Origin of the sequence: Streptomyces ovatisporus (genome assembly GCF_042653885.1) — a bacterium.
GTDB lineage: Bacteria > Actinomycetota > Actinomycetes > Streptomycetales > Streptomycetaceae > Streptomyces > Streptomyces ovatisporus.
The window spans coordinates 282304-297678 of the sequence record NZ_JBHSFH010000005.1; the positions used below are offsets into that span (position 1 = coordinate 282304).

The following is a 15375-nucleotide window of genomic DNA, read 5'->3' on the forward strand; positions in this document are numbered from 1 at the left end:
GTCGTCTCGCCTTCCGTGCAGCGTGGATGGTGCTTCCTGCCAACCGCCTTCGTGCAGAGGGTTCTTGGAGTGAGTGGGGGGTTGTGCGCCCGGCTGGTGGTGCCGGAGCCGGGCGTCAGGCGCGGCCGGGCCGGGGCCGGGGGGCGGCCCCGGACGGCCGGCGGGCGGAGACGTACGTCCGCCGCCGGCCGCCGGGCCGCATGGGCGGGGTGGGCGTCACGCCTCCGGACCGAGCCGCACGGGCAGAGTGGTGACGCTGTTGGAGAACATCGACGGGACGGGGGCGAGGGTCTCCGGGTCGGTGCCCAGGGACAGTTCGGGGTAGCGGGCGAAGAGCTTCGGCAGCGCGATGCCCGCTTCGAGCCGGGCGAGGGGCGCACCGAGGCAGGCGTGCGCACCGTGGCCGAAGGCCAGATGCCGCTCCTGACGGCGGGTGACGTCGAAACTGCCCGCGTCGGGGCCGTGCTGGGCGGTGTCCCTGCCGACCGCGCTGTACGGAGCCATGATCGGGTCGCCTGCCGGGATGACGACGCCGCCGATCTCGATGTCCTCCGTGGGGTAGCGGAAGGGGAAGTTGCCGATGGGGGCGTCCCAGCGCAGCGTCTCCTCGACGACGGCGGGCCAGAGGTCGTCGCGGCTCTGCACGAGGGCGAGCTGGCCGGGGTGGGTCAGCAGGGCACGGACCGCGTTGACGATGAGACTGAGGGTCGTCTCGTGCCCGGCGGCGAGCATCACGAGGAGTGTGCCGACGAGTTCCTCCTGCGTGAGGGCGTCCGGCTCGGCCTCCCGGGCGGTGATGAGCGCGCTGGTGAGGTCGTCGCCCCGCTCCTTGCCGCGCAGTTCGACGACGCGGGCGAGGAGCTGGTACACGGCGATCTGGTTCGCGGCGACCTCTTCGGGGTCGAGGTCGGAGCGGAAGATCTTGTCGACTGCTTCCCGCAGCTCCGGACGCTCGTACTCGGGGATGCCGAACAGGTCGCTGATCACCTGCATCGGCACGGGGTAGGCCAGGTGCTGACGCAGGTCCACCGTCCCGTCGGGCGCGGTGTGGGAGGGCAGTTCGTCCAGGAGGCGGTCGACGATCGCGGTGGTACGGGGACGCAGTTCCTCGACGCGGCGCGCGGTGAAGGTCTGGCTGACGAGCTTGCGCAGCCGCCGGTGCTCCGCCCCGTCGGCGGTGACCATGTTGGTGACCTTGACCATGCCGATGAGCGGCCAGTCGTCGGGGATCTCACCACGCTGCATGGCGCCCCAGTTGTGCCAGTCCTTGGAGATACGGGGGTCCATCACCAGCTGTGTGAGCAGGTCGTGGCGCGCGATGCTCCACGCCGTGACGTCTCCGGGCAGGGAGACGCGGACGACCGGTCCCCGCTCCCGCAGCCGGGCGGCTTCACCGTGATGGTCACGCCCGTGGGGGTCGAGGACGAGGTGCGGGACACCGGACGTGTGTGCCTGGTCGGCGGTCATGCATGGTCTCCAACGGGACGAAGGCGGTCGGACACGGGACTGCTGAAGTGCGGAACAACTGCGAACGAGACGGGCAGCTGGGTGGGGCAGCGGGTCCACGGCGAGGGGTTCCAGGTGACCTCGTCGGGACTGATGGTCAGCCGCAGGCCGGGCAGCAGGTGCAGCGCGGTGTCCACGGCCGTACGGGTGATCACACGGGCCGTGTCCTGCGCGGGGCACATGTGCGGACCCGCCGAATAGGCCATGTGGGCACGGTTGTTGGGCTGCTTCTTGCCGGGCGGAGCGAGGGTGTGGTCCGAATTGGCCGCGGACAGGCCGAGGATGAGGACGTCGCCGTGCCTGATGGGCTGACCGCCGAGGTCGATGTCGCGCAGTGCGTAGCGGGCCGGCATGTGCGTCATGGGCGGTTCGCGCCACAGCACCTCGTCGAGGGCGTCGTCCACGCCGAGCTGGCCACCGCGCAGCCGGTCGTCGAACGACGTGTCGGTGATCATCCGGTAGAGGGTGTGGGCGATCCAGCAGGTCGTGGTCTCGTTGCCCGCGGAGATCATCACCACCATCGACTGGAGGACCTCGGGGTCGTCCTGAAGGTTGGGGTGGTTCATCAGGGCGGTGGTGAGGTCGTCGGTGGGGTTCTGCTGCCGCTCCCGCAGGGTGTCGAAGAGGATCTGCTCGAAGCTCCGGTTGCCGACCTGGGAGTCGGTCTGGCTGCTGAACAGCGCGATGAGAGCGGCGCGCAGTTCGTGACCCTGGCTCATGTCGAGGCCGAAGAGGCTCGCGACGGCCAGCATGGGCACGTACGCGGCGTAGTTGGCGACGAGGTCGGCGTACCCCTGCTGGGAGAACGTCGCGATCAGCTCGCGGCAGATGTACTGCACCTGACGGCGCAGCGCCCGGTGGTTGATGCGGCCGATGCCGTCGTCCAGCGGCTGCCGCAGACGCCGGTGTTCCTGCTGGTCGGCCCCGATGACGTTGGGCCGGTAGCCCATCATCGGCAGCAGCCCCGAGTCGGGCGAGACGATGCCCTCGTTGAGGTCGCGCCAGTTGCGCGCGTCACGCGAGAAGAACGCCTCACGTTCGGTGATGATGCGCAGCTGCTCGACGCCCATCACCAGCCACGCCCGCACTCCGGGCTCCAGCTCCACGGGTGCGACGGGACCGTACTGGAAACGCAGTTGGTCGTAGATGCGGTGCGGGTCCCTGGACTGGGTGATGTTGGTCAGGGATACGAGAGTTCGGGCCGGATGGGTGTCCAGCGTGCCTGGGGTGGTCAAGCGACCTTCTCCTGTGCCTTGAGACGGGCGGCGTACTCGACGAGGGCGATCAGGGCCTGCGTCGAGGAGTCGTGGCTGCGGGCGTCGAGGTGGACCAGCGGGGTCTCGGGCAGCAGGTCCAGGGCGTCCCGCAGGTCCGCGTCGTCGTAGCGGACGGAATCGGGGAAGTAGTTGATGGCGACGGCGAACGGCAGTCCGCGCAGGTCGAGTTGGTCGAGGATCTCGAAGCTGTCCTCCAGCCGGCGGGTGTCGACGAGGACGAGCAGCCCGATCGCCCCGATGACCAGGCCCTCCCACAGGTCCCAGAAGCGACGCTGCCCAGGAGCGCCGAACAGGTAGAGGACCATGCGGGAGTTGAGCGTGATGCGGCCGAAGTCCATCGCCACCGTGGTGGATGTCTTCGTCGTGAGCCCGGAGAGATCGTCGACGCCGCTGCTGGCCTGAGTGATCGTCTCCTCGGTGCGCAGCGGGTCGATCTCGCTGACGCTTCCGACGAGGGTGGTCTTGCCCACCCCGAAGGCGCCGACCACGAGGATCTTCAGCGCCTGGTCGACGGTGGAGGCCAGATAGCGCGGTTCAGGCGCTGAGTTGTCTGCGGAGTCCATCCAACACCTCTTGGAGTATGTGCACGTCGGGAAGCTGCGCCTGGGGCGCCTGGGAACGCGTCGTCACGTAACCGGCGTCGATCAGGTCGCAGGCGAGGATCATCACCACGCTGACCGGCAGGCCCAGGTGGGCAGCGGTCTCCGCGACGGACAACCGGTGCCTGCACAACCGCCAGAGCATCTGCTCCTGCCGGCCGGCGGTGACGGGGAGTTCTGTCTTCTCTGCGTCGACGGTCTCCAGCAATGTCTCCACTGCCAGCCGACGCCGAGGTCGAGCGCGTCCACCTGTGAGGACATAGGGCCGGACAGGTCCTCTTCCCGGCTCGGTCACGGTATTGACTGCCTCCTTGGAGGTGTGGCCTGGTGCTCGCCGAACCGCTGTACCTGGAGCACCATCTGGGAGGCGATCACGCCCGGGTCGACCCTGTTGCTGGTGATCACTGCGAGCCTCGACCCGTCCCCCGCGGCGCGCAGGAACAGGAAACCGCCCTTCCACTCGATCATGTGCTGCTTGGTGCCGCCTTCGCCGAACCGGCCGGCCAGGCTGGTGCCCAGGGACTGCAGCCCGGCAGCCGCCGCGGCGAGCGTGTCGGCGTCGTCGGCATCGAGGCTGCTGGTCCGGGCCCTGACCAGTCCGTCGGCGCTGAGCACCACCGCATGCTGGACACCAGGGACATCAGCCACGTCACTGAGCATCCAGGACTGGTCGTGCGCAGCTGCTTCCTGCCTCATCAGTCGTTCTCCCCCATGGGCGAGTCGGTTTCGTCGGGCGAATCGGTGCGGCCCCCGAGCACGAAGGTGCTCATGAAGGAAGCGGCGGCTTCGGGGTCGTCTTCGGTGGCGGCGCCGTGCTGCTGGGGCTCGGCGACGGCAGCGGGTCGCGAGTGGCGGGGAGAGCGGCGGCGGGGGAGCCCCGACCCGGCCCCCTCCTCGGCGGGCTTGCGGCGCGGGAGTTCGCCGGTGCCGCCGCCGGACGGCGCTGCCGGGGCCTGCTGCGTGACCGCCCGCTCGGGAGCGGGGTGCGGCACAGGGGCGGGAACGGCGGTCCGTGTCTCTTCCCGCTCGTTCGCCAACGGTGTCGCCTCCCGTACCACTCCCTCGGGGAGCGGCATCGTGTCCACCGGGTCGATGGCTTCGAGCAGATCCATGGGGACCAGCACGACGGCCCGGATACCTCCGTACGGCGAACGGCCCAGGCTCACATGGAGCTTGAGCCGGCGGGCGATGTTGCCGACCACGGCCAGTCCGACCTGCGGCGTCTGAAGGTCGCGCAGCGTGATGTCGCGTTCCCCCGCGACCAGTTCGTGGGCCCGCTGGAGCCGGGCCTCCGTCATGCCCGTCCCGCGGTCGTCGATCTGGATGACCGCTCCGGAGGGCACGGCCTCCAGCTGCGCGGTGACCTCCTTCGTGCTGGGGCTGTACGTCGTCGCGTTGCCCAGGAGCTCCGCGACGAGGTGAATCAGCCACTCGGCTGCGAAGTCCTTGACACCCAGGTCGGGTTCGCCGCCGATGACCACACGCTGATAGTCGGTGATCTGACCGCCGGCGGCGCGCACGACGTCGGTGAGGGGGACCGTCTGCTGCCACTGCTGCCCGGTCCAGGAGCCGCCCAGGATGCGCAGGCTCTGCGCGTGGTGGGCGAACGTCGTCGCCAAGTGGTCGATCTCCATGCCGAGTTCGGGCAGTCCGGGTTCCGGACGGCCCATCAGCCCGCTCGTCCTCTCCTGGATCTGCAGCCCGCCGGCCTGGAGACGCTGCGCCAGGAAGACGACGGCGTGCTCACAGGCGTCCTGGACGTCGACCAGCTCCTCGTCGACCTCTTCGAGCGCCCGGTCCAGCAGCTTCGCCGTCTGCGGGCTCAGCCGCGGCAGCGAGATCTCGGGCTTCTTCCGCTCCGTCAGCACGGTGCGCAGGTCGTGGCACCAGATCTCGACCGACTCGTGGAACGCCTCCAGCTGGCTCTGTCTCCACGACTGCCACTGCTCGTTCATGTGGGCGCGTTCGGTGCCGAGCTGGGATTCGGCGGCGCGGCGTATCTGCTCGGCCTGCTCCTGGCTTCCGGCGGCGCGGTCGATGTCCTCCCGGTGCCGGCGCCACAGATGCGGCAGACAGAGCAGAAGCCCCAGCGTGGCCACGGATCCACCGGCCATCACCGCGGGAGACCGCACCCACCAGCAGGCGATCTGAGCGGCGAACGCCGCCCCCGCGAATACCAGCGCAATGGGCCACAGGTTCTGCTTGGCGGGTCCTGGCCGCTCGGCGAATGATTGGGTACTCAAATTTGACCGCAGCTTTCACTTATCGACGACGAGCAATGACGGGCTGACGCTGCGTCAGTGTAGAAGCCCTAACAGTAACTCTGCGCCAAAAAGCGGAAGTTGAGGGTCCCCCATCGAGAGTTGCCTGCACAGGGCAGCGAAGGCCCCCCTTTCCCTTCTGTGCACCCCCTATACCGAAGCGGGCACAACGCAAAGTTCCGGGGATTCACATCAAGTCTGGAATCGCCACCCAGAACGGGCATCACAGGTGTGAGAAAACGGTTTCAAGTGCGCGCGCGGCGGGGACACCGCGGCCTGAATCGAACCATCAATCCCTCTGAGTCACGAGCCGTGGATTCGTATCGGAATTCAGGGTGAACGGCGGCTTGCGGCCCGGCGCCACGGGGCCGCGATCCACGGTCCCGAGCGGCCGCCCCGGCTTTCCGTACCGGCGGGCCGGTATTTCTTGTCCGCCGCACGGGGGCCCGGAAAGCGGCCGCCAGGCGCTCCCGGTCCCGTACGAGCAGGAAGAGGCACAGCAGGGTGTACAGCGAGGGGGAAGTACTTGACCGCCGGATAACCGTGAGCGAAATCCATCACAGTGATGTTCGGCGAGACTCCGAAGAGCGCCGGCGCCCCCAGCGCGGCCGTCCTGCGCGAGAGCAGAAGAAGCGCCGGAACGAGTTCGCAGAGACCGGTGAAACGGCCGTACACGGGCGAGTATCCGTAGAACGCCCACACGACGCTCGTACCGTCGGCGGTGCGATTGGAGATCACCCGGTCCCCGTAGTCGTACTGGCCACCGAGCAGCTTGACGCTGCCCTAGAAGGCGAATACGACGAACAACACGTACCGGATCAGGACAGTCAGACGGTGCAGGAGTTCGTTCGACGGCATATGGCTGGGTTTCCTCTCGATTCCGCGCCGCCCGTCGCCGGCGGACGGTCGCCGCCGGTCCCGGAGCCGCACGCGGCAAAATGCCCCGGCCGCCGGGCCGTACCGGCGGCCCGAAGCAGGAGCCCGGCCCCCTCCTCCGGGAGGACGCCGCGGCGCGGCATGACGAAGACGGGAAGCCGCAACCGCGTCCAACTCGCCGTCGCCGCACACCGATCGGGAGTGCGGGAGCCGTCACGCCCCGCGCCGGGGCCGGTGCACCGCAGGGCGGCCCGGGAAGCACGGGACTGCCGTCGCCCCCGGAGAGACCATGAGGTGACGGCCGAAGTCCCGTATCCCGTGTGCTGCGCCGGCGCCGCTCAGTCGCCCATGCGCAGGCCCTGTTTCGCCGCACCGCGGCTCAGCACGGCCTTCCTGATCTTGCTGTACGCCTCGGCCCGCCCGGCTCCGCCCGCACGGGCCGCCGGGGAACTCAGGTCGACCACGCTGATCCGCGGCGAGGTTTGGACGAAGAAGGGCACGAACTCCGCCTTCTTCACCGTCCATTCGCGGTCACGGGCGGGACGCCCGTCCTCGGCGGCCCGCCGCCCGCCGCCGGGCTTCGCCTCCAGGGGCACCTTCCCCTCCAGGGTCTCCTCCGTCCGCCGGGACTCCCCGCCCCTCGGCGGTACGAAGGTGAAACGCGCTGCCGAACTCATCGCTCCGCGCGGGTCGTTCATCTTCCCGGCGAGCTGGTCGCCCATGCCGTACACGACCCACGTGCCGTTCACCTTCTCGTACGCCTGCGGCACGTGCGCGTGCGTACCGATGATGAGGTCGATGTCCTTGCGGCCCTTGTGGCGGGAGCTGGTCAACTGCTTCGCGAGGGTCTTCTGCTGGTGGTCGGGCGCCTCCTGCCACTCGGTCCCCCAGTGCAGGCTCGCCACCACGACGTCCGCCCCCGCCCGGCGCGCGGCGCGGGCGTCGGCGATGATGCGCGCCGGGTCGATCAGGTTGACCGCCCAGGACTGCTTCTTCGGCACGGGCAGCCCGTTCGTCCCGTAGGTGTAGGCGAGTTGGGCGACAGTCGCGCCGCCCGCCCTCATGAGGGTCGGGCGGCTCTGCTGCTTCCTGGACCGGGCGGAACCGGCGTGCTTCAGGCCCGCCTCGTCCATGCCCCTGATCGTGCGCCGCACGCCCTCGAAACCGTCGTCCATGGTGTGGTTCGACGCCGAGGAGCAGCTGTCGTAGCCGGTGTCTTTGATCGCCCCCGCCACGTCGGGCGGCGTCTTGAAGGCGGGATAGCCGGTGAAGGGCCCGCCGGAGGCCCCGTAGACGGTCTCCATATGGCATATCGCCAGGTCGGCCCGGGAAGCGAGGGGCTTGGCCCCGGAGAGCATCTCGCGGAAGTCGTAGCCGGAGCCTCCCGCGTCCGCACGGGCCTGCCGTATGACCGAGTCGTGGGACAGGATGTCGCCGGTGGCGACAAGGGTGAACGGCTTCTGCCCGGCAGCCCTGGACGGTGCGCTCTGCGCGGCCGCGTCCTGGCTGCCCCGCTCCTTGTGGCGCTGGTCCTGAGGGTGGGGCCGGTGGTCGGTGCTGCCGCAGCCGGCGAGCGTCCCGAGCAGTGTCGTCGCCGCGGCGAGCAGGGCGGCCTTGCGTATGTGCGCGGTCATGGGGGTCTCGCTCTCTCCCGGAGAAAGTCGACAAACCCACGTATATGGCCCGCACATGCACGCCGCCGCAGCTCGGAGCCGAACGGCCCAACCCGCCACCCGCCCGTGTCCCGCGGCTGACGGCGCGTGAAGCGATGGGCATCGCCTCACGGCCGGCGGCTCAGCCGTACCGGCCGAAGAGCACCCCGACGTAGTCGTCCGGCCTCCGCGCGAGCACGCCCGGGGTCAGGTCCCCGCACCCCCTCATCGCCGGCGGCGCGGCCCCTCTGACCGGCGGCCCCCTGCGGTCACGGCTTCCGGCCGACCCCGCCGAACATCGCCACGTCCGGGGCGTCGAGACTGCTGCCCGGCTGCCAGCGCGAGCAGGAGACGACTCCGGGCTCCAGGAGTTCGAGGCCGTCGAAGTAGCGCTCGATCTGTTCCGGCGTGCGCTGGGTGAGTTTCGGGGTGCCGTTGGCGTTCCAGAAGGCGACGGCGTCGTCCACGTCGGGCATGCCGGGGGACGTGACGGTGTGGGAGAGGGCGAGGTGGCTGCCGGAGGGCAGCGCGTCGAGCAGCCGCCGCACGATCCCGTACGACTCCTCGTCGTCCTCGACGAAGATGACCACGCCCAGCAGGATCAGTCCGACGGGCCGGCCGAAGTCCAGTGTCTCCGCTGCCCGTTCGAGAATCGTGTCGACGTCCCGCAGGTCGCAGTCGAGGTAGTGGGTGCTGCCTTCGCGTGTGCCGGTGAGCAGTGCCTGGGCGTGCACGAGGACGATGGGGTCGTTGTCGACGTAGACGACCCGGCTCTCGGGTGCGACGCGCTGGGCGACCTCGTGTGTGTTGTCGGCCGTGGGCAGACCCGTGCCGATGTCGAGGAACTGCCGGATGCCCGCCTCCCGGGCCAGGTACGACACGGCCTCGCCGAGGAAGCGGCGGTCCGCGCGGGCGTATTCGCCGATGCCCGGGTGGAGCCGGCGGATCTGGTCGCCCGTCTCGCGGTCGACTTCGTAGTTGTCCTTGCCGCCCAGCCAGTAGTTCCATACGCGGGCCGTGTGGGGCCTGCTCGTATCGATCCTGAGATGGGCGTTTTCGTCCGCTCCGTGCACGTCCTGGTCCCGTCCGTCACTGCTCACTGTGCCCTCCCGGAAGTACGACCGAGCTCCCCGGCTCGTGGCCCGCACGTGGCCCGCACTGCCAACTGGCCCTCGGCACAACCATCTTGGCACCGTCTCCCGGTCGGGGTTCCGGGGGCTGCGGACACGTGGGACGGACGCGGCCCCCACCCGCCGCCCCCGGAGGTTCTCCTCCGGCTCCCATGCCGCAACATTGTCGTTACCGCAAGACCCCTGCGGGACTACGCGCGTTGACAATAGGCTGCCTGCGGCCCGCTCAGTCCTAGAAGGAGAACCTCGATGTCAGCGATACCTCAACGGAGCAGACGCCGGAATCTGTTGGTGGCCGGCATGGCAGCCGTGGCTGCCGCCGGCGTGCTCGCGGCGGCTCTGCCGGCCGGCGCGGAGACCGGCGGCACACAGGCCGGCCAGGGCAAGGGGCAGGCCGGAGGCCGCACCGTCGACGTGCAGCTGCTCTCCTTCAACGACTTCCACGGCAACCTCGAACCCCCGGCGGGCTCCTCCGGCGAGGTGACACGCGAGAAGGAAGACGGCACGATCGAGAAGATCCCGGCAGGCGGTGCCGAGTACTTCGCGACGTCGCTGCGCAAGGCGCGCAAGGGCCAGGAGTACAGCGTCACCGCGGCCGCCGGCGACCTGATCGGCGCCAGCCCGCTCGTCTCCGGCCTCTTCCACGACGAGCCCACCATCGAGGCGCTCAACAAGGCGAAGCTGGACGTCGCCGGCGTCGGCAACCACGAGTTCGACGAGGGCCGCAAAGAGCTCAAGCGCATGCAGGACGGCGGCTGCCACCCCGAGGACGGCTGCTCCGAGGAGGGCAAGAAGTTCAAGGGCTCCGACTTCCCGTACCTCGCTGCGAACGTGACCGACGAGAAGACGAAGCGCCCCATCCTCAAGCCGTACACGGTGTGGAAGAAGAAGGGCGTCAAGATCGGGTTCATCGGGGTCACGCTGGAGGGCACCCCCGACATCGTCACCGAAGAGGGCGTCAAGGGCCTGAAGTTCCACGACGAGATCAAGACGGTCAACAAGTACGCCAAGGAGCTGGAGAAGAAGGGCGTCAAGTCGGTCGTCGCACTCATCCACGAGGGCGGGACTCCGAAGAAGCCGGAGTACAACTACGACTGCGACAGCCCCGGCCCCGGTGACGGCATCTCCGGACCGATCTCCGACATCGCGAAGGGCATCACCCCGAAGGTCGACGCACTCGTGACGGGCCACACGCACGCGGCGTACGCCTGCACCGTCCCCGACCCCGCGGGCAACCCGCGTACGGTCACCTCGGCCTCCTCGTTCGGCAAGCTCTACACGGACACCACGCTCACCTACGACCGCCGCACCGACGACATCGTGCGCACCGGCGTGAAGTCCGCCAACCACGTCGTGAGCCGCGAGCAGTCCAAGGCCAAGGACATGACGTCGCTCATCAAGCGGTGGAACAAGCTCGCGGAGCCCGTCGCGAACAAGCCGATCGGCTACATCTCCGACGACATCGAGGGACGCGGCGCCACCACACCGGAGTCGCCGCTCGGCGACCTCGTCTCCGACGCGCAACTGGAGGCGATGGCGACGGAGGAGAACGGCGGGGCGCAGCTCGCGCTGATGAACCCCGGCGGCATCCGCTCCGACCTCACCCACGCCGCCTCGGGCAGTGAGGGCGACGGAGTGGTGACGTACGGCGAGGGCTTCACCGTGCAGCCCTTCACCAACATGATGACGTCGGTCGACCTCTCCGGCGAGCAGCTGATCACCGCCCTCCAGCAGCAGGTCACCGGAGCCAACGAGGAGGAGCCCAAGATCCTTCAGGTCTCCGAGGGCTTCACCTACACCCTCGACCTGACCAAGTCCGGCAAGGACCGCATCGTCGAGGACTCGGTGAAGCTGGACGGCAAGGCGATCGACCCGGCCGCGACCTACCGCGTCGCGATGAACGAGTTCCTCGCGGGCGGCGGCGACGGCTTCCCGGTCTTCAAGGAGGCCAAGGACAAGCTCGTGGCCGACTCCGACCTGGAGGCGCTGGAGGCGTACTTCGCGGAGCACTCCTCGGAGTCGGAGCCGCTGGCCCCGCCGAAGGCGGACCGCATCAAGGTCGTCGAGTGACGTCCCGTCCGTGACCCGGGGGACGCGAACGGCGTCCCTCCCGGCCCGGCTGTGCGCGACGGTGCCCTGTCCCAGGAGTTCCACGGGACGGGGCACCGTCGCGTGTGAGGGCGCGTATGAGGCCCGGGCGGCTCCCCTCGGGCGGCGCCAGGTTTGAACGTCCCCGCAGCGTGCTACCCGGCCGCCGCACGGTTCGCGCTTCACAGGAAGCGGGAGCAGGCACTGCGGTGCCGTGGACGTATGCCGTCAGGAGCGATCCATGACTACAGCACGAGACGTGATGAGCCCCGGCGCGGAGTATGTGAAGACGGATCAGACCGCCGCCGACGCCGCTCGGATAATGACGAGGACCGGCCTGGGCGCCCTGCCGATCTGCGGCAAGGACGACAAGCTCAAGGGTGTGGTCACGGACCGGGACATCGTGGTGAAGGTGCTCGGCCAGGGCCGTGATCCCGGAGCCTTCCCCGCCGGCGACCTCAACCAGCAGGAGGCCGTCACGATCGGGGCCGACGACAGCACCGACGAGGTGCTGGCCACCATGGCCCGCCACAAGGTGCGCCGTCTGCCCGTGATCGACGGAAAACGGCTCGTCGGCATGGTCGCGGTCGCGGACGTGGCCCGTTCACTGCCGAACGCTGCGACGGGTGCACTCGTCGAGGCCCTGTCGGCGGACTGACGGCTGCGTCCGCCCGGCGGCGTACGCCGGCTCACAGCCGGAACAGCCGGAACAGCGGGTAGAACTGTGAAGACCTTCGACGACCTGTCATGACCTGCGAAGACCTGCGACCGACACAGTCCGCTTCCACGTCACTCCCTTCCTTCCACGCCACCGAGGAGCCGAGATGGCCGTATGCGAGGTCTGCGGAAACGACTACGAGGAGACCTTCGAAGTCCGCGCGGCCGGAGCCGTGCACGTCTTCGACAGCTTCGAATGCGCCGCACAGAAGATGGCGCCCATCTGCGAGAACTGCGGGTGCCGCATCCTGGGACACGGCCTGCAGGCCGACGGGCGGTACTACTGCTGTGCGAACTGCGCCCGTATGCAGGGCCGGATGGAGCTCGCCGACAGCGTCTGAGAACGGCCGGCAGCCGAACGCCACCGGCTCGGCCGGTGGCGTTCGGCTCGCGCCCTCACGCTCCCCTCACCGGTCCCGCCCGGCGTTCCGGTCGTGGCACCGGAGTACGGGGAGCCCGAGGGCGCCGCAGTCGCGTGCGCCTGCCGGCGTCATCTGACGGAGCGCACCAGCAGCACCGCCGCACCGCCGGCAGCGCTGACAAGGGCTGTGAGCAGATACAGCCCGCCGTAGCCGGAGACGGCCAGGACCGGCACCGCCAGAAGGGGCGCCAGCACCTGCGGAGTCGCCGTGGCGATGGCGAAGATCCCCAGGTCGCGTCCTGTGTCGTCGGCCGAGGGCAGCACGGAGGCGATGACGGCCAGGTCGACGGCGAGGAACGTGCCGAAGCCCGTACCGACCGCGATCGCCGCGCCGACAGTGACCGGCCAGCTCGGCACGAGCGCCAGGCCGAGGGCGCCCAGGCCCATGGCGGCACCACCGGCGGCGACGAACACCCGCCTGCGGCCGACCCTGTCCGACCAGCGTCCCGCGATCAGCGCGGCCGCCATGGCACACAGCACGGTCGCGGCGGTGACCGTCAGCATCGCCTGCTGGGGGTCCTCCACGTGCAGCGCGTCCGTCAGGTAGTAGAGGAGGTACTGGGTGACCAGCGCGAAGCCCAGGACCACGAGGAACCTGCTCACCCACGTCCACAGCAGGTCGCGCGGCACGGCCGACAGGCGGGCCCGCAGCGGACGTCCGGTCTTCGCCGGCGCACTCGCCGCGCCGGTTCCGGCCGGCCCGGCGGAAGGAGCAGAGGCAGCCGGGGCGGGGGCAGCCGGAGCTGAGGCCGCGCCGCGCGTGTCCTCCTCGCGGTGTCCGGCGAGGAACGGGACGACGGCGGCCACGGCGATCACCGCGCAGGCCGCGTACCCGGCGACGAGGCCCGTGACCAGCTGATTGACCAGGACGGTGCCCAGCAGGGCCCCCAGCATCTGCGTCATCCCGGCCCATCCGGCCACGGTGCCCAGCTGCGGTCTCGGCACCCGGTCGGGGATGGTGGCGACCAGACCCGCCTGCACGGCGGAGAGTCCGAGCTGGGCGACGGCCCATCCGCAGACCATCGTCACGGCTCCGGTCGCCGTGGCCAGCAGGAGGAGCCCCACGGCGGCCAGCAGGCTCCCCAGCGCCACCCACGGCCTGCGGCGGCCGAAACGCGAGCGGGTCCTGTCGCTGACGGCTCCGAACGCGGGGACCGCGACCGCTGTGACCGCGGCACCGACCCCGGTGGCCAGACCGAGCAGGGCCTCCTTGCCGTCCGGCGCGAACACCTCGGCCTGACGGGCGAGTTGGACCTGTGCAGGGGTCAGGAAGGCGAGCCACATGCCGGTGCTGGCGAGCGCGTAGCGTGCTGTCCAGCCCTTGGTGACCGGCGGTCCGGTCCCGTCGACGACGGCTCGGCGGACGCCGGGTTCGTACGGGGTCGTCGTCTCCTGGGTCATCTCGTTCTCCGCGGTGCGCGTCCGGCAGGCAAGGGGCAGGGCGGGGACAGCGTCCTGTGCGCCCCTTGCGCGCTGCTTGCGCGGCGGCTGAACGTGTCCCGCCTGTGGCGTCACCGGTGCGGAGGGACGGTGACGCGGGCGCGGGTGAAGCGGGCGCAGAGTTCGCGCGGGGCGCCGTCTCGGGGCGCCCCGCGCGGTCATGTACGTCTGCGGGCGTGGTCGCGCGCTTGGAACTCCGGTCTGTGCCGGATCAGCCGACCGGGCTGCCCTTCTCGAAGCCCAGTACCACCACTGCCTGGTAGTAGGTCCACGCAAGTGCGTTGCAGGAGGCCTGCGTGGCGCCGCTGTAGCCGGCGCAGACGCGCTTCAGGTCCTCGTAGAAGGCGCTGTCGATGCGGGACTTGTTGGCCTCGAAGGTGCCCTGGGCCTTGTAGTTGCGGTAGCCGAAGTCGTGCCGGATGCAGCCGTTCTCGAAGGGGAAGCCGAACGGGTTGTCCGGGGACGAGGAGCAGACGTCCGTCGACCAGTCGAAGTTGTAGGCGGCCCAGGAGCCCTGGTCCCCACGGGCACTGAGGAAGGCGTTCTGACTCGAGGCGCTCGTCTGGGTCCAGCTGGAGAGGACCTGGGGCTTGTCGGCGGGGTCGGCGACGGCGGTCGTCGCGGAGCCGATGACGGCGAGGAGAGACGCGGATGAAACGACCAGACCCGCAGTGAGTCTTCGACGCATTTCATACCTCCGTGGGGGGACGCCGGTCCGGCCGTCGGACCGGGCAATGCATGAGCATGACAGAGCAATCGCTTTCCAAGTAGTCGCGTGCGCCCACGAATTCGAGCCGAAAACCGGCTGCATACGGACAGCCGGGCCCCCTGGGCAACCCGGATCAACGACCCGAGGCCCCGGGACGGATCCCGGGGCCTCGGTCGCCAACGTGGGGGAAGAAGCCCACGACCAGCCTGGCACTTCAATAACGAAACGGCTGACGGATCGTCACGGTTTTTCGATATCCGCGACGTTTGACCGTAAAGCCGATGATCCGCGCACCTCCCCGGCCCTCGGGAGGAACGGCTCGGCGCGGAGCCATTCCCCCTTTGAGGGCCGACGCTCGGCCGCAGGACCGGACCGCCCGACCGCCCGCCCCGCGCGCGACGCGCGCACCTGACGGCCCCTCACCTCCGGGGCGGGGGCCTCCGAAGGCACGGGCAGCACAGCCCCCTGTGCCGTCGTCAGCAACCGCCGCTCTGCACCGAGTTGACGGAACAGGGCGCCGTGCAAAAACCGGCGCGAATTCGGCAAGCATGTCTCACCATTTGAACAAGCCATTTCGCCCGTAGTGCGCCTTAGGCGTCCTTAAGGAAACACCGACTTCAGTGCGGACTCCGCCGGTCACCTCCTGTCACCGAACTCCGACTGCCACTCCGGGACGGAACATGGCCAGGTCAGAAGCCC

13 protein-coding genes are annotated in these 15375 nt (G+C 69.7%); 3 read left to right on the forward strand and 10 right to left on the reverse strand.

From position 1 onward, the window contains the following. Positions 1 to 216: 216 nt before the first annotated feature. From ACFPA8_RS09675 to ACFPA8_RS09710, 8 genes are all read right to left on the reverse strand, one after another. Complete coding sequence (locus tag ACFPA8_RS09675) at positions 217 to 1467, reverse strand: cytochrome P450 family protein (RefSeq protein WP_386445373.1); 1251 nt, start codon at positions 1465 to 1467, stop codon at positions 217 to 219. Next, positions 1464 to 2741, reverse strand: coding sequence for a cytochrome P450 family protein (locus ACFPA8_RS09680; protein ID WP_386445376.1), 1278 nt, complete (start codon positions 2739 to 2741; stop codon positions 1464 to 1466). Before ACFPA8_RS09680 ends, ACFPA8_RS09675 begins: the two co-directional genes overlap by 4 nt. After that, entirely contained in the window at positions 2738 to 3346 is a 609-nt protein-coding gene (locus ACFPA8_RS09685; protein ID WP_386445379.1) for a GTP-binding protein, read from the reverse strand. Before ACFPA8_RS09685 ends, ACFPA8_RS09680 begins: the two co-directional genes overlap by 4 nt. After that, positions 3318 to 3599 (reverse strand): DUF742 domain-containing protein, encoded by a 282-nt coding sequence (locus ACFPA8_RS09690; protein WP_386445382.1) that lies wholly within the window; start codon positions 3597 to 3599, stop codon positions 3318 to 3320. Before ACFPA8_RS09690 ends, ACFPA8_RS09685 begins: the two co-directional genes overlap by 29 nt. A 74-nt stretch (positions 3600 to 3673) precedes the next feature. After that, positions 3674 to 4078, reverse strand: coding sequence for a roadblock/LC7 domain-containing protein (locus tag ACFPA8_RS09695; protein WP_386445385.1), 405 nt, complete (start codon positions 4076 to 4078; stop codon positions 3674 to 3676). Then, complete coding sequence (locus ACFPA8_RS09700; RefSeq protein WP_386445388.1) at positions 4078 to 5625, reverse strand: ATP-binding protein; 1548 nt, start codon at positions 5623 to 5625, stop codon at positions 4078 to 4080. Before ACFPA8_RS09700 ends, ACFPA8_RS09695 begins: the two co-directional genes overlap by 1 nt. Before the next feature lie 1232 nt (positions 5626 to 6857). Then, positions 6858 to 8153 (reverse strand): CapA family protein, encoded by a 1296-nt coding sequence (locus tag ACFPA8_RS09705; RefSeq protein ID WP_386445391.1) that lies wholly within the window; start codon positions 8151 to 8153, stop codon positions 6858 to 6860. Positions 8154 to 8440: 287 nt separating this feature from the next. Then, the gene (locus ACFPA8_RS09710; protein ID WP_386445394.1) at positions 8441 to 9271 is read right to left on the reverse strand and encodes an SAM-dependent methyltransferase; all 831 of its coding nucleotides are present in this window, start codon (positions 9269 to 9271) and stop codon (positions 8441 to 8443) included. Between the two features lie 279 nt (positions 9272 to 9550). On the opposite strand from ACFPA8_RS09710, the gene ACFPA8_RS09715 reads away from it, so the two are divergent. The 3 genes from ACFPA8_RS09715 (at position 9551) to ACFPA8_RS09725 (ending at position 12447) form a co-directional block, all read left to right on the forward strand. Further along, entirely contained in the window at positions 9551 to 11371 is a 1821-nt protein-coding gene (locus ACFPA8_RS09715) for a bifunctional metallophosphatase/5'-nucleotidase (protein WP_386445397.1), read from the forward strand. 259 nt (positions 11372 to 11630) lie between these two features. Then, positions 11631 to 12047 carry a CBS domain-containing protein gene (locus tag ACFPA8_RS09720; RefSeq protein ID WP_386445400.1) on the forward strand — a complete coding sequence of 139 codons (417 nt, stop codon included), beginning with the start codon at positions 11631 to 11633 and terminating at the stop codon, positions 12045 to 12047. A 166-nt stretch (positions 12048 to 12213) separates the two neighbouring features. Next, on the forward strand, positions 12214 to 12447 hold the full coding sequence (locus tag ACFPA8_RS09725; protein WP_386445402.1) for a hypothetical protein: 234 nt from the start codon (positions 12214 to 12216) through the stop codon (positions 12445 to 12447). Between the two features lie 149 nt (positions 12448 to 12596). Here ACFPA8_RS09725 and ACFPA8_RS09730 read toward each other — a convergent pair whose 3' ends face one another. Together ACFPA8_RS09730 and ACFPA8_RS09735 are read right to left on the reverse strand one after the other, a co-directional pair. Continuing rightward, positions 12597 to 13928, reverse strand: a complete 1332-nt coding sequence (locus tag ACFPA8_RS09730) for an MFS transporter (protein ID WP_386445405.1) — start codon at positions 13926 to 13928, stop codon at positions 12597 to 12599. Between the two features lie 250 nt (positions 13929 to 14178). Next, positions 14179 to 14655, reverse strand: a complete 477-nt coding sequence (locus tag ACFPA8_RS09735) for a phospholipase (RefSeq protein ID WP_386445408.1) — start codon at positions 14653 to 14655, stop codon at positions 14179 to 14181. Positions 14656 to 15375: the final 720 nt, after the last annotated feature.

What these genes read in the sequence shown, in the direction of transcription:
- ACFPA8_RS09720 (WP_386445400.1), top strand. Translation starts at nt 11,631, where the DNA reads ATGACTACAGCACGAGACGTGATGAGCCCCGGCGCGGAGTATGTGAAG.
- ACFPA8_RS09735 (WP_386445408.1), bottom strand. Translation starts at nt 14,655, where the DNA reads ATGCGTCGAAGACTCACTGCGGGTCTGGTCGTTTCATCCGCGTCTCTC.
- ACFPA8_RS09725 (WP_386445402.1), top strand. Translation starts at nt 12,214, where the DNA reads ATGGCCGTATGCGAGGTCTGCGGAAACGACTACGAGGAGACCTTCGAA.
- ACFPA8_RS09705 (WP_386445391.1), bottom strand. Translation starts at nt 8,153, where the DNA reads ATGACCGCGCACATACGCAAGGCCGCCCTGCTCGCCGCGGCGACGACA.
- ACFPA8_RS09715 (WP_386445397.1), top strand. Translation starts at nt 9,551, where the DNA reads ATGTCAGCGATACCTCAACGGAGCAGACGCCGGAATCTGTTGGTGGCC.
- ACFPA8_RS09675 (WP_386445373.1), bottom strand. Translation starts at nt 1,467, where the DNA reads ATGACCGCCGACCAGGCACACACGTCCGGTGTCCCGCACCTCGTCCTC.
- ACFPA8_RS09695 (WP_386445385.1), bottom strand. Translation starts at nt 4,078, where the DNA reads ATGAGGCAGGAAGCAGCTGCGCACGACCAGTCCTGGATGCTCAGTGAC.
- ACFPA8_RS09685 (WP_386445379.1), bottom strand. Translation starts at nt 3,346, where the DNA reads ATGGACTCCGCAGACAACTCAGCGCCTGAACCGCGCTATCTGGCCTCC.
- ACFPA8_RS09730 (WP_386445405.1), bottom strand. Translation starts at nt 13,928, where the DNA reads ATGACCCAGGAGACGACGACCCCGTACGAACCCGGCGTCCGCCGAGCC.